Origin of the sequence: Paraburkholderia sp. BL9I2N2 (assembly GCF_004339745.1) — a bacterium.
Lineage (GTDB): Bacteria > Pseudomonadota > Gammaproteobacteria > Burkholderiales > Burkholderiaceae > Paraburkholderia.
On record NZ_SMGP01000004.1, the window covers coordinates 1 to 19,529 of the forward strand.

The 19,529-nt window shown below is 59.8% G+C and carries 10 protein-coding genes, 2 tRNA genes, 3 rRNA genes and 2 pseudogenes; 13 read left to right on the top strand and 4 right to left on the bottom strand.

All coding sequences use genetic code 11. The annotated features are described in order from the left end of the window. Positions 1 to 868 precede the first annotated feature (868 nt). From B0G74_RS36220 to rrf, 4 genes are all read left to right on the top strand, one after another. Positions 869 to 2,385: ribosomal RNA gene (locus tag B0G74_RS36220) — 16S ribosomal RNA — on the top strand. A gap of 67 nt (positions 2,386 to 2,452) precedes the next feature. Continuing rightward, positions 2,453 to 2,529: transfer RNA gene (locus B0G74_RS36225), tRNA-Ile, on the top strand. Positions 2,530 to 3,035: 506 nt separating this feature from the next. Beyond that, positions 3,036 to 5,921: ribosomal RNA gene (locus B0G74_RS36235) — 23S ribosomal RNA — on the top strand. Between the two features lie 201 nt (positions 5,922 to 6,122). Then, a 5S ribosomal RNA gene (gene rrf / locus B0G74_RS36240) occupies positions 6,123 to 6,236 on the top strand. Together the 16S, 23S and 5S rRNA genes with 1 tRNA gene alongside form the textbook arrangement of a ribosomal RNA operon. Positions 6,237 to 6,490: 254 nt before the next feature. On the opposite strand, the gene B0G74_RS36245 is transcribed toward rrf, so the two are convergent. Beyond that, positions 6,491 to 6,955, bottom strand: a complete 465-nt coding sequence (locus tag B0G74_RS36245) for a hypothetical protein (protein WP_132381390.1) — start codon at positions 6,953 to 6,955, stop codon at positions 6,491 to 6,493. 434 nt (positions 6,956 to 7,389) lie between these two features. Then, entirely contained in the window at positions 7,390 to 8,238 is an 849-nt protein-coding gene (locus tag B0G74_RS36250; RefSeq protein ID WP_132381392.1) for an FCD domain-containing protein, read from the bottom strand. A gap of 275 nt (positions 8,239 to 8,513) precedes the next feature. Here B0G74_RS36250 and B0G74_RS36255 point away from each other — a divergent pair. From B0G74_RS36255 to dhaL, 9 genes and pseudogenes are all read left to right on the top strand, one after another. Next, positions 8,514 to 9,721, top strand: a pseudogene (locus B0G74_RS36255) (ABC transporter substrate-binding protein). Between the two features lie 92 nt (positions 9,722 to 9,813). Further along, positions 9,814 to 10,676, top strand: a pseudogene (locus B0G74_RS36260) (branched-chain amino acid ABC transporter permease). Then, on the top strand, positions 10,673 to 11,728 hold the full coding sequence (locus B0G74_RS36265; RefSeq protein ID WP_132381394.1) for a branched-chain amino acid ABC transporter permease: 1,056 nt from the start codon (positions 10,673 to 10,675) through the stop codon (positions 11,726 to 11,728). The pseudogene B0G74_RS36260 and the gene B0G74_RS36265 overlap by 4 nt, the downstream one beginning before the upstream one ends. Next, on the top strand, positions 11,725 to 12,492 hold the full coding sequence (locus B0G74_RS36270) for an ABC transporter ATP-binding protein (RefSeq protein ID WP_132381396.1): 768 nt from the start codon (positions 11,725 to 11,727) through the stop codon (positions 12,490 to 12,492). Before B0G74_RS36265 ends, B0G74_RS36270 begins: the two co-directional genes overlap by 4 nt. Next, positions 12,489 to 13,190, top strand: coding sequence for an ABC transporter ATP-binding protein (locus B0G74_RS36275; protein WP_132381398.1), 702 nt, complete (start codon positions 12,489 to 12,491; stop codon positions 13,188 to 13,190). The genes B0G74_RS36270 and B0G74_RS36275 overlap by 4 nt, the downstream gene beginning before the upstream one ends. Positions 13,191 to 13,223: 33 nt before the next feature. Beyond that, entirely contained in the window at positions 13,224 to 14,504 is a 1,281-nt protein-coding gene (locus tag B0G74_RS36280) for a Zn-dependent hydrolase (RefSeq protein ID WP_132381400.1), read from the top strand. Continuing rightward, on the top strand, positions 14,501 to 15,991 hold the full coding sequence (locus tag B0G74_RS36285) for a M81 family metallopeptidase (RefSeq protein WP_132381402.1): 1,491 nt from the start codon (positions 14,501 to 14,503) through the stop codon (positions 15,989 to 15,991). The genes B0G74_RS36280 and B0G74_RS36285 overlap by 4 nt, the downstream gene beginning before the upstream one ends. A 78-nt stretch (positions 15,992 to 16,069) precedes the next feature. Next, positions 16,070 to 16,146: transfer RNA gene (locus tag B0G74_RS36290), tRNA-Val, on the top strand. A 293-nt stretch (positions 16,147 to 16,439) separates the two neighbouring features. After that, positions 16,440 to 18,143, top strand: coding sequence for a dihydroxyacetone kinase subunit DhaL (gene dhaL, locus B0G74_RS36295; RefSeq protein ID WP_132381404.1), 1,704 nt, complete (start codon positions 16,440 to 16,442; stop codon positions 18,141 to 18,143). A 179-nt stretch (positions 18,144 to 18,322) separates the two neighbouring features. Here the strand turns inward: dhaL and B0G74_RS47575 are convergent, their stop codons facing one another. Further along, complete coding sequence (locus B0G74_RS47575) at positions 18,323 to 18,457, bottom strand: hypothetical protein (protein WP_258194915.1); 135 nt, start codon at positions 18,455 to 18,457, stop codon at positions 18,323 to 18,325. A 3-nt stretch (positions 18,458 to 18,460) separates the two neighbouring features. Then, positions 18,461 to 19,516, bottom strand: a complete 1,056-nt coding sequence (locus B0G74_RS36300; RefSeq protein WP_132381406.1) for a permease — start codon at positions 19,514 to 19,516, stop codon at positions 18,461 to 18,463. Positions 19,517 to 19,529: the final 13 nt, after the last annotated feature.

Consider the following 19,529-nt stretch of genomic DNA (forward strand, 5'->3'; position numbering starts at 1 on the left):
CGCCCTTGCCCTTGGCCGTACGGCCCGAGGGCGCTTTGGCGGTGTAGGCGGCGGTTTCGTGTTGCGAATCTTCGCGATCAAAAGGGTTCACGTATTCTCCTCTAGAGGCTTCGCTATGAGACGCAAGACGCGACCGTCAGGCGTTTCGAGCATGGCTCAACATCACCTGAGTGACTCAACGCGGTTGTTTGGCTGTGCTCTGGGAGCAAAAAAGATGAGCCCGCTCGAAGCGGGCCGATAGAAATGTGCGAAATTCGCGCGGCTCGCATTATATACGAGCTTGGGGCTTCGCGCTCATCCTGTGCACATCATTTCATCATGCGCGTTTGTCGCAGGTTCGTCCTTGGGCCGCTGGTCGGGCGTAGAGCGGTCGCCGGTTCGATGCATCTAGGTGCGTGCACATTCGCTGATTTCAAGCTTCTCACTATAGAGAGTTCGGTCGTCCTGACACGACGGGGTCGCGTTTGCACCACTCTCCCTATATATAGGGGACGCCTGTTTCTGGCGTCGATTGGCGTCTGGTCAAAAGAAAATTCACAAAGGGGGTTGACGACGTGTCAGTCGTTCTCATAATCTCGTTTCTCTGCTGCTGATGCAGCGACGCAGAACGAAGCGGTGCCGGGTGGTTGTGAGGTTGACGACGCGCGGCGCTGGTCCGGTGGTGAATGCGTAACCGATCTTTAAAAATTAACAGCCGATAAGTGTGGGCGCTTGATGCGCGACGCGAGGTGGATCTTTCGGGATCTGCTGAACAAGCGAAAGTATCAAGTCTCACACAGTATTAGAGGAAGGTTTGAGCAATCAAATCATCGTCAGTACGTTGAGTGAGCGACCGGTTCTTAAATGAACCGAAAACAGTAACAGGTTTGAACTGAAGAGTTTGATCCTGGCTCAGATTGAACGCTGGCGGCATGCCTTACACATGCAAGTCGAACGGCAGCACGGGAGCAATCCTGGTGGCGAGTGGCGAACGGGTGAGTAATACATCGGAACGTGTCCTGTAGTGGGGGATAGCCCGGCGAAAGCCGGATTAATACCGCATACGATCTGTGGATGAAAGCGGGGGATCTTCGGACCTCGCGCTACAGGGGCGGCCGATGGCAGATTAGCTAGTTGGTGGGGTAAAGGCCTACCAAGGCGACGATCTGTAGCTGGTCTGAGAGGACGACCAGCCACACTGGGACTGAGACACGGCCCAGACTCCTACGGGAGGCAGCAGTGGGGAATTTTGGACAATGGGCGAAAGCCTGATCCAGCAATGCCGCGTGTGTGAAGAAGGCCTTCGGGTTGTAAAGCACTTTTGTCCGGAAAGAAAACCTCGTGGTTAATACCCGTGGGGGATGACGGTACCGGAAGAATAAGCACCGGCTAACTACGTGCCAGCAGCCGCGGTAATACGTAGGGTGCAAGCGTTAATCGGAATTACTGGGCGTAAAGCGTGCGCAGGCGGTTCGCTAAGACAGATGTGAAATCCCCGGGCTTAACCTGGGAACTGCATTTGTGACTGGCGGGCTAGAGTATGGCAGAGGGGGGTAGAATTCCACGTGTAGCAGTGAAATGCGTAGAGATGTGAGGAATACCGATGGCGAAGGCAGCCCCCTGGGCCAATACTGACGCTCATGCACGAAAGCGTGGGGAGCAAACAGGATTAGATACCCTGGTAGTCCACGCCCTAAAACGTTTTGTTGGGATTCATTCCTTAGTAACGTAGCTAACGCGTGAAGTTGACCGCCTGGGGAGTACGGTCGCAAGATTAAAACTCAAAGGAATTGACGGGGACCCGCACAAGCGGTGGATGATGTGGATTAATTCGATGCAACGCGAAAAACCTTACCTACCCTTGACATGTATGGAACCTGGCTGAGAGGCCGGGGTGCCCGAAAGGGAGCCATAACACAGGTGCTGCATGGCTGTCGTCAGCTCGTGTCGTGAGATGTTGGGTTAAGTCCCGCAACGAGCGCAACCCTTGTCCCTAGTTGCTACGCAAGAGCACTCTAGGGAGACTGCCGGTGACAAACCGGAGGAAGGTGGGGATGACGTCAAGTCCTCATGGCCCTTATGGGTAGGGCTTCACACGTCATACAATGGTCGGAACAGAGGGTCGCCAACCCGCGAGGGGAGCCAATCCCAGAAAACCGATCGTAGTCCGGATCGCACTCTGCAACTCGAGTGCGTGAAGCTGGAATCGCTAGTAATCGGGATCAGCATGCCGCGGTGAATACGTTCCCGGTCTTGTACACACCGCCCGTCACACCATGGGAGTGGGTTTTACCAGAAGTGGCTAGTCTAACCGCAAGGAGGACGGTCACCACGGTAGGATTCATGACTGGGGTGAAGTCGTAACAAGGTAGCCGTATCGGAAGGTGCGGCTGGATCACCTCCTTTCTCGAGCTGACGTGTCAACCGCGTTGAGCGCTCACGCTTATCGGCTGTGAAATCAGGACAGACTCAGGGGTCTGTAGCTCAGTCGGTTAGAGCACCGTCTTGATAAGGCGGGGGTCGATGGTTCGAATCCATCCAGACCCACCAAAGTCCTTGTCTGGTGTGGCTGATCGATGATCCCGGGGTAATGCGTGCGCATAGAGAGTTTATCTGCGTATGACTGGGGGATTAGCTCAGCTTGGGAGAGCACCTGCTGTTGCAAGCAGGGGGGTCGTCGGTTCGATCCCTCATCCCTCCACCCAATCCTCAATGCCGGTTTTAACTGCGGCGGACCCTGAAAGGGGTTTGCGGTGTAAGTGAAACAGGCATTGGCGATTGAGCCAGTCAGAGTGATACGCGTTATAGCAACTGCGATATCGGCTGTCGTTCTTTAACAATCAGGAAGAAGTAGTTAAAAGAGATTCACGAAAGCATACTTAGAGATGGGTTGTGTGAGTAGGTGAATCAGGGTTGTGATTGTATCAATGTATTTTAAAGGTGATCGAAAGATTGCTTTGGAATACGGCGCAAACAACGAATACTTCAACCTGTAAGCGATTGTGGCGAGCACATGATTCCCCGTGGATCATGCACGAGGCACACACCCGTTATAGGGTCAAGCGAAACAAGTGCATGTGGTGGATGCCTTGGCGATCACAAGGCGATGAAGGACGCGGTAGCCTGCGAAAAGCGGTGGGGAGCTGGCAAAACGAGCTTTGATCCACGATATCCGAATGGGAAACCCGGCCCGTATGGGTCATCCATGACTGAATACATAGGTCATGCGAAGCGAAACGCGGTGAAACTGAAACATCTAAGTAACCGCAGGAAAAGAAATCAACCGAGATTCCCAGAGTAGTGGCGAGCGAAATGGGACCAGCCTGTACTCTTTATCTTCATTGTTAGTCGAACGCTCTGGAAAGTGCGGCCATAGCAGGTGATAGCCCTGTAGACGAAAACAGCGAGGAAGAACTGGGTGTACGACAAGTAGGGCGGGACACGTGAAATCCTGTCTGAAGATGGGGGGACCATCCTCCAAGGCTAAATACTCGTGATCGACCGATAGTGAAACCAGTACCGTGAGGGAAAGGCGAAAAGAACCCCGGGAGGGGAGTGAAATAGATCCGGAAACCGCATGCATACAAACAGTCGGAGCCTTCGCAAGGGGTGACGGCGTTACCTTTGTATAATGGGTCAGCGACTTACATTCAGTGGCAAAGCTTAACCGATTAGGGGCAGGCGTAGCGAAAAGCGAGTCCGAACAGGGCGTTCAGTCGCTGGGTGTAGACCCGAAACCAGGTGACTCTATCATGGCCAGGATGAAGGTGCGTAACACGTACTGGAGGTCCGAACCCACTAACGTTGAAAAGTTAGGGGATGAGCTGTGGATAGGGGTGAAAGGCTAAACAAACCTGGAAATAGCTGGTTCTCTCCGAAAAACTATTTAGGTAGTGCCTCGTGTATCACCTTCGGGGTAGAGCACTGTCATGGTTGTGGGTCCATTGCGGGATTACTACGCCATAGCAAACTCCGAATACCGAAGAGTGCAATCACGGGAGACAGACATCGGGTGCTAACGTCCGGTGTCAAGAGGGAAACAACCCAGACCGCCAGCTAAGGTCCCCAAATATTGCTAAGTGGGAAACGAAGTGGGAAGGCTAAAACAGTCAGGAGGTTGGCTTAGAAGCAGCCATCCTTTAAAGAAAGCGTAATAGCTCACTGATCGAGTCGTCCTGCGCGGAAGATGTAACGGGGCTAAGCAATATACCGAAGCTGCGGATGCATATTTATATGCATGGTAGGAGAGCGTTCCGTAAGCCTGCGAAGGTGCATTGAAAAGTGCGCTGGAGGTATCGGAAGTGCGAATGCTGACATGAGTAGCGATAAAGGGGGTGAAAGGCCCCCTCGCCGTAAGCCCAAGGTTTCCTACGCAACGTTCATCGGCGTAGGGTGAGTCGGCCCCTAAGGCGAGGCAGAAATGCGTAGCTGATGGGAAGCAGGTTAATATTCCTGCACCATTGTTAAATGCGATGGGGGGACGGATCGCGGAAGGTTGTCCGGGTGTTGGAAGTCCCGGTCGCTGCGTTGGAGAAGGCACTCAGGCAAATCCGGGTGCGCAATTCAAGGGCGTGGCGCCATTCACTTCGGTGAAGAAGCAACTGGAAGTGGTTCCAAGAAAAGCCTCTAAGCTTCAGTTTAACAAGACCGTACCGCAAACCGACACAGGTGGGCGAGATGAGTATTCTAAGGCGCTTGAGAGAACTCGGGAGAAGGAACTCGGCAAATTGGTACCGTAACTTCGGGATAAGGTACGCCCCTGTAGCTTGACTGGCCTGCGCCAGAAGGGTGAAGGGGTTGCAATAAACTGGTGGCTGCGACTGTTTAATAAAAACACAGCACTCTGCAAACACGAAAGTGGACGTATAGGGTGTGACGCCTGCCCGGTGCCGGAAGATTAAATGATGGGGTGCAAGCTCTTGATTGAAGTCCCGGTAAACGGCGGCCGTAACTATAACGGTCCTAAGGTAGCGAAATTCCTTGTCGGGTAAGTTCCGACCTGCACGAATGGCGTAACGATGGCCACACTGTCTCCTCCCGAGACTCAGCGAAGTTGAAGTGTTTGTGATGATGCAATCTCCCCGCGGCTAGACGGAAAGACCCCATGAACCTTTACTGTAGCTTTGCATTGGACTTTGAACCGATCTGTGTAGGATAGGTGGGAGGCTTTGAAGCGTGGACGCCAGTCTGCGTGGAGCCGACCTTGAAATACCACCCTGGTTTGTTTGAGGTTCTAACCTTGGTCCGTTATCCGGACTGGGGACAGTGCATGGTAGGCAGTTTGACTGGGGCGGTCTCCTCCCAAAGTGTAACGGAGGAGTACGAAGGTACGCTAGGTACGGTCGGAAATCGTGCTGATAGTGCAATGGCATAAGCGTGCTTAACTGCGAGACCGACAAGTCGAGCAGGTGCGAAAGCAGGTCATAGTGATCCGGTGGTTCTGTATGGAAGGGCCATCGCTCAACGGATAAAAGGTACTCTGGGGATAACAGGCTGATACCGCCCAAGAGTTCATATCGACGGCGGTGTTTGGCACCTCGATGTCGGCTCATCTCATCCTGGGGCTGTAGCCGGTCCCAAGGGTATGGCTGTTCGCCATTTAAAGAGGTACGTGAGCTGGGTTTAAAACGTCGTGAGACAGTTTGGTCCCTATCTGCCGTGGGCGCTGGATATTTGAAGGGGGCTGCTCCTAGTACGAGAGGACCGGAGTGGACGAACCTCTGGTGTACCGGTTGTCACGCCAGTGGCATCGCCGGGTAGCTATGTTCGGAAGAGATAACCGCTGAAAGCATCTAAGCGGGAAACTCGCCTTAAGATGAGATATCCCCGGGGCTTCGAGCCCCTTGAAGGGTCGTTCAAGACCAGGACGTTGATAGGTCAGGTGTGGAAGCGCAGTAATGCGTTAAGCTAACTGATACTAATTGCCCGTAAGGCTTGATCCTATAACCGGTGTGTTTTGCGATGACCGTCAGTGCTTCAGCACTTGCGCGCATCCCACCCCCGAAAAGGGGAGCACACAGGTTGAGATCGATGTTGTGCCAGAAACAGCACAGCCCAACGCTTTACCCCTGGTGAGCATCACCAGAAACTACTTCTTCCAGATTGGCTGTACTGCTCCACGGGCAGTGCGGCAACCAGTCATGCCTGATGACCATAGCGAGTCGGTCCCACCCCTTCCCATCCCGAACAGGACCGTGAAACGACTCCACGCCGATGATAGTGCGGATTACCCGTGTGAAAGTAGGTAATCGTCAGGCTCCCCCGCAGCAAACAGAAACCCCACCCCGAAAAGGTGGGGTTTCTGCGTTTACGGCGACGGAAAAACGCCCAAAGAACGAACGGGAAAACCGCCCTCACTCCTTGACCACCCGCAGCGCGTTCGCATAGCCCGTCAATACATCTACGCCTTCGTGGCTCACCGCGTCGCGCCCACCCAGTACACTGTGCGCCTCACCAGTCGCATGAACCTCGTCGACGAGGCTTCCCTCGTCGTCTCACATCACGTGATCAATCAAGCCCGCTTACGCGCCGGCGTCTGATACGACATGCCCGCGGTAAACCGATCGAGTCGTTCGCTCGCACCGGTGATCGCCCAAAGGGGCGCGCTGTGCAACTGCCGGTCGTAATTCGTCGCGATCGTCGCAAAAAGCGCGAATCCGGCGTCATCCAGTTTCCAATTGCCGGTTTCACGGCCGATATCGAACACCGCCGATACTGCGCGTTCCGCCGCACCCAGTTGCTCACCGGTCGCCGAGCCGAAACCCGATTCCGCCAGAAAGCCCGTCAACAGCATGATCTGCGTGAGCGTTTGCGCGTCGGTCATGCTGCCGGCGCCGCGGCGCAAGGCGTCGAGTGCCAGATGGACCCGCAGTGCGAGGTCGTCGGCGGTCTGCCGGGCGATCGGCAACAGCATGGCCTTGGCATGCCGGGCACGCGCAGCGCCAGTGTGGCGGGAGAACGGAATAGGTTGTGCCATGAAGGTCCAATGTTTATGCCTGTGCAGATGCAATAACGGCGCGGCTCGCAAAAGATTGAGCCCTCCGTCGTGCACGCCACAGGCGGACCGACTGGAACGCCGACTAGCTGCTGCTTTCGCCACGATCCCCTCTCGCGGGGCCCGGCGCCTGCATCCCCCTAACCTGAGCGCGATGCCTTTCGATCTTCCTTTATGCGAAAGACATTTCACCCACCCGGATCCCGCGCTACGTGGCGCCGATATCGCGAGCGCGCCAAGCCTTCTGCCCTATGCCGGGCGCATCAAACCATTTGCATCGCTTCGTCAGAGCAGACGGTCACCGCTCTCCAAGCAAGACGCCCGACCGGCGTCCATAGCGGAATTGCCCTCGGCTTGAAACCCGCAACTCGCAACCCACCCGCAACCCACCCGCAACCCGCATCGAAACCCCTTCTTCACTCCTCGTCACCCTCATCCGCAGACGGCGCCACACTTCGCGCCCGCACGCGCCGCCGAATCTCCGAATCCAGGATGAGACGTCCACGCAGCTTCCCCTTCATCCGCTTCACATAGCGTGGCGCCTCGGTCATATGAATCACCATCAACTCACGCACCTTCTCCACATCACGCTCACGCGCTGCCTTCGTAATCGCTTTGTGAATCTTGACGTTGGCCTGACCGAACCGCTCATGCTCAGCTTGCGGCGTGTCGTTACGAAACTCGATGAGTTGACGGATCATTTCATTGATCAACTCGCAACTAAAACGCAGGAACGGATTCGGATTCGCCGCCGCGAGGATGTCGTGGAAATTCACGTCCTCCTGACGTTGCCGCACGATATCCTGCCCGCCGTGTGACGAAGCCGGTCGGTCGCAACACGCAATGCTCGCGTCGAGCGCCTCGAAGTCCTGCTCCGTCAGATGCGGCACGGCCCCTGCCGCGAGCTCGGGCTCCAGCAGTTTGCGCACGGTATAGATGTCGTCGATCGATACGTCCTTGAAGAACAGATAGTTTTGCAGAAGTTGCAACGTGCGATCGAGTGGCACTTCCACCACCATGCCGCCGCCGCTCGGGCCGGTGGTCACTTTGATGAGACCTTGCACCTCGAGCGATTTCAACGCCTCGCGGATCGTGCTTTTGCTCACCGAAAAGAGCTGCTGCAATTCCACCTCGCGCGGCAGCCGGTCGCCTGGCTTAAGGTCTTTCTCGGTGATGAGCCGCTTGATTTCTTCCGCGACCAGATCGCCGCGTTTTTGCTGTTTGATCTCAATCGCGGCGCCAGCCTTGGCGCGGTCCATGGCCATATTCGATGCTCCCAGTTTGTCCTGCACGATCGTCGACCGATTCGCCGGCGCAGTCGCAGCCCGGCAGGCTGCCTCGATGCCGCCAGGAATTTTGCCTTATTGACACCCGAATTTATTGTACCTACGATCAAGTCCAACCTATTTATCATGATAAATAGAACAAAGCCGATGCGGTGGAAAACTTCACTGCGGCCAGCAAGCTCAAGTAGTCGTTCGCGCAATGCGTGCAGTTTCGTAGTCGGTCAGTGCGTGTCTCTCTCCTAAGGAGCGTCATTTTGAATCGCCGAAATATGTTGAAGCTGGCCGCGTTGTCGGCCGTTCCGGGGACGTTGGGTTCGCTGGTCGCGCGAAGCGCGTTCGCGCAGGCCGGCACCTTGCAGTTCGCCTGTCCGGTGCCGATGTCGGGTCCATTCGCGGCGAACGGCAAATACGCCGACCTCGGCATGAAGCTCGCTATCGAGCAATACGGCAAGGTGCTGGGTCAACCGCTTGCATATACGGTGCTCGACACGGAAGGCAAGCCCGCAACCGCCGTGCGCCGTGTGCAGGAAATCGCGCAACAGAAGAATGCGCGCTTCTTTGCCGGCGGTATTCTGTCCTCCGAAGCATTGGCAATGGGCAAGGAAGTCCAGAAAGCAGGCGGCATTTTCATCACGACGGCAGGCGCGGACGAAATCACCGGCAAGGACTGCAACGACGCCACGTTCCGCTGGTCCGTGCCGACCTACGGCGCGATCGAGCAGACCGTGCGTCCACTGATCCAGATGATGCCCAAAGCGAAACGCTGGTACACCATCACGCCGCAATACGTGTTCGGCGACGGTTTGCTCTCGGCAGCCAAGGCGATCTTCAAAGAGAAGGGCATCGAGCATGTGGGCAACAGCTACCACTCGCTCAATGAGAAGGAGTTCAGCGGCTACCTGACGAACGCAGTCGCTGCGAAGCCTGACGTGCTGCTGATTCTGAACTTCGGCTCGCAATCGTCCGATACGTTGCGCCAGGCCGTGAGCTTCGGCATGAAGAACAATTGCACGATTCTGATGGCCTGGGCGTCCGGACTCGAGCAATTCGAATCGCTCGGCGCGGACCTGTGCGAAGGCGTCTATTTCGGCGCACAGTATTGGCACGATATCGATTCACCGCTCAACCGCGATCTCGTCAAACGTTCGAACGCCGCATTCAAGGCAAACCCCAACTACAGCCTCGCAGGCTCGTATATTTGCACGAAGATCCTGCTCGACGGCATCGTAAAAGCAGGCAACGTCGATCCGAAGAAAGTGGTCGCCGCCTCGAAGGCATGAAATACGACGGTTTGACAGGCCCGGAAGAAGTCCGCAAAGGCGACCATCAGGTGCTGAAGAACTATTATCTGTTGAAGGGCAAGGCGAAGAACAAGATGAAAAACGCCGACGACTACGCAGATATCGTGAGCTCGGGCCAATCGTTCCTTCCGCTCGACAAGACCGGCTGCAAGATGGCCTGACGCATCCGTGCCGCACGCGAGCGCGGCGTAGCGCGAAAAAATCGCAACACCGCACCGTGACTCCCCTTCGCACCACCCTTTAGACGGACGCCATGAACGTTTATCTCCTGCAGATCGTCAACGGTATCGGAGTGGGGATGCTGTATTTCCTGCTCGCTGTCGGTTTGTCGATCGTGTTCGGCCTGTTGCGCTTCGTGAATTTCGCGCACGGTGCGTTCTATCTGCTCGGCGCGTACTTCTGCTATCAGGCGATGCAGTGGTCGATGAGCTTCTGGACCGCGCTCGTGGTCGTGCCGATCGTGGTGGGCGCGCTTGCGTGGGTCGTCGAGAAACTGATTCTGCGGCACGTCTATGCGCAGCAGCATGAGTTTCATATCCTCGTCACAGTCGGTCTCGCACTCGTCGTACAGGAATGCGCGATCCTGATCTGGGGACCGCTCGGCGATAACGTGGCCGTGCCCGACGTGCTGAACGGCGTGGTGATCTGGGGCAGCTTCGTCTATCCGAAGTACCCGTCTCTTCGTGATCGGCTTCACGGCGATATTGGGCCGCGCTTTTGTGGTGGGTGCTGGAAGGCACGCGGCTCGGCAGCGCGGTGCGTGCGGGCAGCGAATCGACGGAGATGGTCTCGCTGCTCGGCATCAACGTGCTGCGCGTTTTCAGCCTCGTGTTCGCGCTCGGCGCTGCGACTGCCGCGTTGGCGGGCGTGCTCGCCGCGCCGATTCGCGGCGTCGATCCGTTCATGGGTATCGAAGCGCTCAGCATCGCGTTCGTCGTGGTGGTGGTCGGCGGCATGGGTAATTTTCTTGGCGCGCTGGTCGGCGGATTGCTGGTGGGGATCGTGCAAAGCGTGATGAGCACGTTGTGGCCGGAAGGCGCGCGATTGATGATCTATGTCGCGATGGCCGCTGTCCTGTTGCTGCGACCGAACGGTTTGCTCGGGAGGGCGGCATGATCGATACGTCGAAACCTATCGTGCAGAGCGCTTCTTCCGCAAGGGCTCAATCGGGCCTGAAGCATTCATTGCATCGCTATCGTTTCCTGCTGCTGGCGTTGCTGGTCGTGTGCGTGTTGCCGCTGACGCTGCGCTCCGGATCGCTGGCTACTGAAGTGCTCGTGTTCGCACTTGCCGCCCTCGGCTGCAACTTACTGCTCGGGCACACAGGCTTGCTTTCGTTTGGACAGGGCATTTTCTTCGGGCTCGGCAGCTATTGCGCGGGACTGGTCCTCACCAAAACGGGCTTGCCGGTGTCTGTGGCGTTGCTTGCATCGGCAGTGATCGGCGCGGCGGCCGCGGCGTTGGTCGGCTGGTTTTCGATTCGCCAGCGCGGCACGTACTTCGTCATGCTGACGCTCGCGTTCGGACAACTGTTCTACTTCCTCGCCTACACCACGCCCGATCTGACCGGCGGCGACAACGGCTTGCTCGACATCCCGCGCCCGGCGCTCGGACTATTCGGCAAAACGATCGTGCCGTTGACCTCGCCGTGGCAGTACTACGGTTTCGTGGCCGTGTTGTTCCTCGTGGTCTTCTGGCTGTTGATGCGTGTATCGCACTCTGTATTCGGCCGCACGTTGCTCGCGATTCGCGACAACGAAGCGCGCGCCGCCGCGGTCGGCTACGACGTCAAACGTTTCAAGCTGATGGCGTTCGTGATCTCCGGCGCGGTCACGGGTCTGGCGGGCGCGCTGCACGCGCTGATGACCGGCATCGCGCCGCTCTCCAACATCGACTATCACACGAGCGAGATGATTCTCGTGATGACTGTGATCGGCGGCACAGGCAATCTGTTCGCCTCCGTATTGGGTGCCGCCTTCTACGTGCTGTTCGCCGACTGGCTTTCGACCTTATGGCCGCGCTGGCTGTTGCTGCTCGGCATCGTGCTGATCGCCGTCAGCCTGTTCATGCAGCGCGGTCTGTGGGGATTGGGCGAACGCATCTGGCAATCGCTACGCCGCAAATCATCCGCCGACGCAGGCAATGACGCAGACAAGGAGCCCGTATGAGCGAAGCCATTCTGCGAGCGAGTGGCGTTGTGAAGCGCTACGGCAAATTCACGGCGCTCTCCGATGTCACTTTGAACATCATGCCGCGCACGGTGCATTCCGTGATCGGTCCGAACGGCGCGGGCAAAACCACGCTCTTTCACGTGTTGACCGGCACGCTGCCGATCACCGAAGGCAAGATCGTTTTCGACGGCCACGACGTCACGCACGAGCCGGACCATAAACGCGTACGGCGCGGCGTCGCGCGTTCGTTTCAGGTGACGAGCCTGTTCGCCAATCTGAGCGTGCGAGAAAATCTACGGCTCGCCGCGCAAGGTGTCGACGCGGTGCGGGCGTTGAATGCGTGGACGCCGCCGCACGGCGCGCTCACGCATGCGGACATCGTCGACAGCGTGCTTGAGCGGCTCGCGTTGCAGCGGTTCAGCGAGGTGTCGGCGGGCGCGCTGTCGCACGGTCAGCAGCGACGGCTTGAAGTCGGCATGGCGCTCGCCGCGCGCCCCAAGGCGATCTTTCTCGACGAGCCGACCTCGGGCATGGGCATCGACGACCTCGACGACATGAAGCAGTTGATTCGTGGTCTGCGCGACGACTACACGGTCGTGCTGATCGAACACAACATGGGCATCGTGATGGACATCTCCGACACGATCACCGTCATGCAGCAAGGGCGAGTGCTGGTGGAAGGCCGTCCCGACGACATTCGCGGCGACGAGCGCGTACGCAGCGCCTATCTCGGCAACATGATCACCGGAGGCCGCGCATGATTCTCGACGTGCAGCAGATTCACGGCTTCTACGGCAAGAGCCACATCCTGCAGGGCGTGTCCTTGCAGATCAACGATGGTGAAACGGTCACGCTACTGGGCCGCAACGGCGCAGGCAAATCGACCACGCTGAAAGCGATCGCCGGTGTCGTCGCGCCGCAGCGCGGCACGGTCACGTTCAATGATGCCAGGATCAGCGGCCTGCCGCCGCACAAGATCGCGTCGCGAGGCGTCTGCTTTGTGCCCGAGCATCGCGGTATCTTTCGTCTGCTCACGGTCGAAGAAAACTTGCGGCTCGGCGCTCGCAAAGATTCGCCGTGGCAACTCGACGACATCTACCGCATTTTTCCGCGCTTAAAGGAACGGCGTACGAATGGGGGCGCGCAGCTCTCCGGCGGCGAACAGCAGATGCTCGCCATTGGCCGCGCGCTGATGAATCACCCGCGTTTGCTGATGCTCGACGAACCCGTCGAAGGCCTCGCGCCGGTGATCGTCGAGGAAATCGTCGCGCAACTCAAGCTGATTCGCGAGGCGGGCGTGGCGATTCTGCTGGTGGAGCAGAACCTCGAAGTCTGCACGCAACTCGCGGATCGGCACTACATCATCGAACAAGGCGTGATCGTCTATGCAGGCGACAACGCGTCGTTTGCCGCGGACGACTCGATCAAGGACCGTTATCTCGGCGTCGGCGTGGTCTGACGCGCACTCAGTCTTCAACACGAGGAAGCATCGATGCAAGTTCATGAATCAACAACCGTCGCGACGTTCGCCGATCTGCGAGTCGACGGCGCGCGGCTCTGGGACAGTCTCATGCAACTCGCGCGGATCGGCGCCACCGCGAAAGGCGGTGTGTGCCGGCTCGCACTCACGGAGTTGGACCGTCAGGCGCGCGACCTCTTTATCGCGTGGGCGAAGGAGATCGGCTGCAGCGTGCGGATCGACGCCATCGGCAATATCTTCGCGCGTCGCGCGGGTCTGCGTGACGACTTGCCGCCCGTGATGACCGGCAGCCACATCGACACGCAGCCTACAGGCGGCAAGTTCGACGGTAATTACGGCGTGCTCGCGGGACTCGAAGTGTTGCGCACGCTAACCGACGCCAACGTGCAGACGCTCGCGCCACTGGAAGTCGCCGTGTGGACCAACGAGGAGGGCTCGCGTTTCGTGCCGGTGATGATGGGTTCCGGCGTGTTCGCCGGTGCATTCACCCTGGAGCATGCGCTCGAACAACACGATCGAGAAGGCATCACGGTACGTGACGCGCTATCTCAGATCGGATATGCCGGTGAAATCAAAAAACCACATGCGGTAGGCGCCTATTTCGAAGCGCACATCGAACAAGGCCCCGTCCTGGAAGCACACGATAAAACAATCGGCGTGGTGCAGGGCGCGCTCGGCCAACGCTGGTACGACGTGACGGTACACGGCATGGAAGCGCACGCCGGCCCGACGCCGATGGAACTGCGCCGCGACGCGCTGCTGGTCGCCGCCGATCTGATTCACGCCGTCAATCGCATCGCGCTCGATCACGCGCCTCACGGCCGCGGCACGGTCGGCTGGCTCGACGTGCATCCGAATTCACGCAATGTGATTCCAGGCCGCGTGACGCTCACCGTCGATCTGCGCGCCGCCGACGATGCCTCGCTCACAGCAATGGACAGCGCGTTGCGCGCCGCATGCTCGGTAGCAGGCGAGAAAAGCGGCATCACGGTGGACGTCGAACAGGTGGTGTATTTCCCGCCGCAACCGTTCACCGCGGAACTGGTCGGTGCCGTGAAGCAGGGCGCGGACACGCTCGGCTTTTCGTCGATGGATGTGATCAGCGGCGCCGGCCACGACGCCGTTTATCTTGCGAGAGTCGCGCCCGCGGCGATGATCTTCGTGCCGTGCAAAGACGGCATCAGCCACAACGAAATCGAAGACGCACGCGCGGATCATCTCGAAGCCGGTTGCAACGTGCTGTTGCAGGCCATGCTGAGCGCCGCGCAGAAAGCGGGGAGCGCAGACGCATGAAGATCCTTATCGCGCGAATGAATCACGAGACCAATACGTTTTCGCCGGTGGCCACGCCGTTGGCGGCATTCGGCCGTAACGGTCCGACCTATGGCGAAGACGCGTTCAACGACAACAAAGGCATGCAGACGGCGATGGCCGCGTTCATCGACGCAGCCGAGCGTGAGCATGCCGACATCGTAACGCCGGTGTCGGCGTCGGCGAATCCGAGCGGGCCGGTCGAAGCCGCCGCTTACGATGCAATCTGCGAAGCGATCGTGTCGGCCGCGACAGGTTGCGACGCCGTCATGCTCGATCTGCACGGCGCGATGGTCGCCGAGAATTCCAACGATGGTGAAGGCGACTTGCTCGAACGCGTGCGCGCGTTGCTGCCGGATGCGCCGATCGCCGTCGCACTCGATCTGCATGGCAACGTCACGCAAAAGATGATCGACAATGCGGACGTGATCGTCAGTTTCAAGACTTATCCGCACGTCGATATGTATGAAACCGGCGCGCACGCGGCGCGTCTGATGTTCGATCTGATCCACGGCAAGGCGAAGCCCGTGATCGCATGGCGCCAGCCGCCGCTGCTCACGCATACGCTGCGCAGCGCGACTGCCGAAGGGGCGATGAAGCGCGCTGTGGATGCCGCGCGCGCCGCCGAGGCCGACGGCATGCTCGCGGTGTCGGTGCTGTCGGGCTTCTCGCTTGCTGATATCGAGGCGCCGTGCATCAGCGTCGTGGTGGTCGGCAATGGCGATCGCACTCACGCCGAAGCGGTAGCGGAGCGCATCGCGCGGCAGATCTGGAACGAGCGCGAAGACTTCGTGTATCGCAGCGCGCCGCTCGCTGAATCCGTCGCACAAGCCGCCGTGCTCGCGGTGGACGCCGACAAGCCCGTGCTGCTGCTCGATCACGGCGACAACTGCATGTCGGGCGGCACATGCGACACGATGGATCTGCTCGAAGAAGCCTTGAAGCAGAAGCTCGACGGCATCGTTAGCGGGCCGTTGTGCGATCCGCAAGCGGTCGCGGCGTTGATGTCGGCCGGCGTCGGCAGCACGGTGACGGTGACCATCGGCAACAAGGTCGCGAGCGATGCGCTCAAGCCACGTCCGCCGCTTGCCGTGACCGGCGTGGTGCGCGCGCTGACCGACGGCGAGTACGTGATCAGCGGCCCGACGTACACCGGACAGCGCGCCTTCATGGGACGCGCCGCGGTCCTCGACACAGGCACCGTCAAGCTCGTGATGACCGAACGCACGCACGAACCGTGGGACCTCGGCGTGTTCGAGAGCGTCGGCATCGATCCGCGTCGCGCGCGTTTCCTGTTGCTCAAATCACGCATGTACTGCCGGCCGGTGTTCGTGCCGATCGCCGCGGCGCTGGTGGAATGCGACAGCCGCGGCGTGACGAGTTCGGACTATGGCCTGTTCGCTTTCAAGCGCGTGAAGCGGCCGGTTTTTCCGCTCGATACGCAGACCGAGTGGGCATCCACGAACTGAGTGCAACGCGCTAGTCGACAGAAGTGCCGTTAGGGGCTTGTGCTGAGCGTGCGGGTTCTCTATAATTCGCGCCTCTAAAGGCTCGTAGCTCAGTTGGTTAGAGCACCACCTTGACATGGTGGGGGTCGTTGGTTCGAATCCAATCGAGCCTACCAACGCATCCGTGACGTAGACGAAAGCGGCTTCGCTTTCGTCTACTGTCAGGTTCTCGCATCGCCTCGGCGCACAGTTCGTTGTGCCGCTGTCCTGTCAGTTTCTCCCCTCTCCATAGCCTTGAACTCGCCGCAGCGTCGCTCGTGCGCCGCGAATGCCTTCTGCGTTCAACGTTGCCGTATCACGTCGTCTTTCGCCAATGCGCGGTACAGTTAAGCCTTCCTGTTTCGCCACTGAATAAACCTGCCTTCAGCGCGCGACGAAAGCGCGGGCAGCTTAAGAGGAAGCAGACGCAATGAAGAAGCTCATCAACGAGGTCTCCGCGGTCGTCCCGGATATGCTCGACGGACTCGCGGCGCTCAACCCCAATCTCTGCCTGTTGCAAGGCAGCACGATCGTCGTGCGCGCGGATGCCGAGGCCGCAGCGGCGCGCGGCGAAGTCGCGCTGATCTCGGGCGGCGGCTCGGGCCACGAGCCCGCCCACGGCGGTTATGTGGGCTCCGGCATGCTGAGCGGAGCGGTCGCGGGTGAAATCTTCACGTCGCCGTCCACCGACGCCGTACTCGACGCGATCCGTGCGGTGGCCGGTAAGGCAGGCGCCTTGCTGATCGTGAAGAACTACACGGGCGACCGCTTCAACTTCGGCCTCGCGGCCGAGATCGCGCGCGCAGAAGGCATCGCCACGGAAATGGTGATCGTCGCCGACGACGTCGCGCTGACGGCAAGCGGTGATCACGCGGGCCGTCGCGGGCTCGCGGGGACCGTACTGGTTCACAAGATTGCAGGCGCGGCTGCCACGGCGGGCCGCCCACTGGCGGAAGTCGCGCAGATCGCGCGCGACGTGGCGGCTTCGCTCGGCACGATGGGCGTCGCGCTCACCGCGTGCACGGTGCCGGCTGCGGGCAAGCCGGGCTTCGAGCTGGCGGACGGCGAGATCGAATGGGGTCTCGGCATTCACGGCGAACCGGGTGTGGAGCGCGGTGCGATGGAGCCTGCCGCCGCGATCGTCGACAAGCTGCTGGCGAAGATCGTCGGCGATCTGTCGTTGCAGGCCGGTGAGCGGGTGGCGTTGCTGGTGAACAATTTAGGCGGCACGCCGTCGAGCGAATTGAGCATTGTGGCCGGTTCCGCGCTGCGTTATCTGGCGAGCCGCGGCATCAAGGTGGAACGCGCCTGGGCCGGCACGTTCCTGAGCGCGCTGGAAATGGCGGGCATCTCGCTGACGCTGCTGCGCGTGGGCGACCAACGGCTCCGCTGGCTCGACGCCGCCGCGCATACGAGTGCGTGGCCCGCGCTGAGCGGCCGCATCGCGCAGGTTTCCGTGCGGCCCGCGCCTGCCGAACCGGAGCGCGCAAGCGGTGCGACGCTGTCGCGTGAAGCGACGTTGCGCCGCGTGATCGAAGCCGTTTGCGCGTGCCTGCTGAAAGCCGAGCCGGCGTTGACTGACATGGACCAACGCGTCGGCGACGGCGATCTCGGCATCAGTCTTTCGCGTGGCGCGCGCGCGATACTTCAGGAGCTCGATGGCTATCCGGCTGAGACAATACCAGGCGCCGTATTGCGCGGCATGTCGGCGACGCTGCGGCGCGTGGTCGGCGGCACGTCGGGCCCGCTTTACGCGGTGATGCTGGTGCGCGCGGCGGTCGCGCTCGAACGATCAGACGGATCGACGCCGAAGGAATGGGCGGCGGCGTTCAGCGCGGGTGTCGACGGCTTGATGGAACTGGGCGGTGCGCATCCCGGCGATCGCACGATGGTCGATGCATTGAAGCCGGCCGCCGACGCGTTGCGATCCGCTCTCGCGCGCCAGGAGGCATTGGATGCCGCGTTGAACGCGGCCGTCGACGCGGCAACCGAAGGTGCCTCGCAAACGGCGTCGATGCATCCACGGCGCGGGCGCTCGAGTTATGTCGGCGATCGCGCGCTAGGTCACGTGGATCCGGGTGCGCATGCGGTGGCGTTGTGGCTCGCTGCGATTTGCGAGGCGTTGAAGAAGTAAGCGAACTCGCGCAAACGCTCGATTGCGCGAAACAAAAAACGGCTAACAGCAGAGCAGAGGTCTCATGCTGTTAGCCGTGCGATCCGAGCGCCGACGCTCATGTCTCTACAAATAAGACGCGCCGTCGAAATACGCTTCGCGTAAGCGATCCACGCTCACGCTTTCGCATCAGCGCGCGATCATGGACGAAGCAGATCAAACCCAGCCAGCGCAACAACCCCGCTCACCACGATCAGCGCCACCGAATGCTGTCCGAAGTAAAGCAGGCCGGCAGCTGACCAGCACGTCAAAGCAAATGCGGCAATACGTTTCATGCTTTAAAACCCCAACGCGACAGCCAGCAACCCGCTGATCACACCACACACCACGACGGCCAACGCCACGGCCGTCAGCACACGCCGCGGAAACGAGCGTCCGAGCATGGCCATCGACGGGACGCTGATCAGCGGCAGCGTCATCAGCAACGCGCCAGCCGGGCCGGCCGCCATACCGAACGAGAGCATGGCCTGGATGATCGGCACTTCGCCCGCTGTCGGAATCACGAACAGCGTGCCGGCGACGGACAGCGCGACGATCCACAGCAGGCTGTTGTCGATATCCGGTCCGACATGCGGAAACAGCCACGTGCGCGCCGCGCCGAGAATCAGCACGAGCACGATGTATTCGGGAATGAGCCGCAGCGTCATCGTGCCGAGGATTTTCACCCAGCGTGCGAAGGCAGTGCCGGGCACATCGCTGGTGACCAGTTGCGCCATCGCTTCGCGTGACGCTTCGGCTTCCTTCGGCGTAACCATCCGGTTCACCAGATAGCCGAGACCGAACACCATCACGATGCCCAAGGCGAGGCGCAGGCCCATCCACTGCCAGCCGAGCACGAAGCCCATAAAGATCAGCGTGGCGGGATTCAACGCGGTATTGCCGAGCCAGAACGCGATCGCCGCGCCCGGCGCCGCCTGACGCGCCCGCAAGCCCGCCACGACCGGCGCCGCGCAGCACGTGCACATCATGCCCGGCAACGACAGCAGGCCACCCTTCACGACGCTGCTGAAATCGGTGCGGCCGAGCGCCCGCGCGACCCATTGCGGCGGAATCAGCGCTTGCACCGCCGAACCGAGCAGCAGCCCGAGCACCATCGCTTGCCAGATCGCTTTGCCGTAGGCGAGGGCGTAATTGATGGCAGCCTGCCACGACGCCGCCGGCGCGCTCGCCGACGTGCCCATCAGGATGGATTTGCCGATGGAGTGCTGGCTCGCGGCCACGAACGCGCGGTTGTAGTACGGGAACCACTTCACATAGAAGAGGCCGACCACAGCGATCAGCAGAAAGACGATCCAGCCAAGAGCGACTCGTGGTTGTCGAAGGGTTGATTGCATGGTGGTCTTGAAC

Bases quoted from the DNA above. Each gene is read 5' to 3' on its own strand.
- B0G74_RS47575 (WP_258194915.1), bottom strand. From the start codon at position 18,457: ATGAAACGTATTGCCGCATTTGCTTTGACGTGCTGGTCAGCTGCCGGC.
- B0G74_RS36245 (WP_132381390.1), bottom strand. From the start codon at position 6,955: ATGGCACAACCTATTCCGTTCTCCCGCCACACTGGCGCTGCGCGTGCC.
- B0G74_RS36285 (WP_132381402.1), top strand. From the start codon at position 14,501: ATGAAGATCCTTATCGCGCGAATGAATCACGAGACCAATACGTTTTCG.
- B0G74_RS36280 (WP_132381400.1), top strand. From the start codon at position 13,224: ATGCAAGTTCATGAATCAACAACCGTCGCGACGTTCGCCGATCTGCGA.
- B0G74_RS36265 (WP_132381394.1), top strand. From the start codon at position 10,673: ATGATCGATACGTCGAAACCTATCGTGCAGAGCGCTTCTTCCGCAAGG.
- B0G74_RS36270 (WP_132381396.1), top strand. From the start codon at position 11,725: ATGAGCGAAGCCATTCTGCGAGCGAGTGGCGTTGTGAAGCGCTACGGC.
- B0G74_RS36250 (WP_132381392.1), bottom strand. From the start codon at position 8,238: ATGGCCATGGACCGCGCCAAGGCTGGCGCCGCGATTGAGATCAAACAG.
- B0G74_RS36275 (WP_132381398.1), top strand. From the start codon at position 12,489: ATGATTCTCGACGTGCAGCAGATTCACGGCTTCTACGGCAAGAGCCAC.
- B0G74_RS36300 (WP_132381406.1), bottom strand. From the start codon at position 19,516: ATGCAATCAACCCTTCGACAACCACGAGTCGCTCTTGGCTGGATCGTC.
- dhaL (WP_132381404.1), top strand. From the start codon at position 16,440: ATGAAGAAGCTCATCAACGAGGTCTCCGCGGTCGTCCCGGATATGCTC.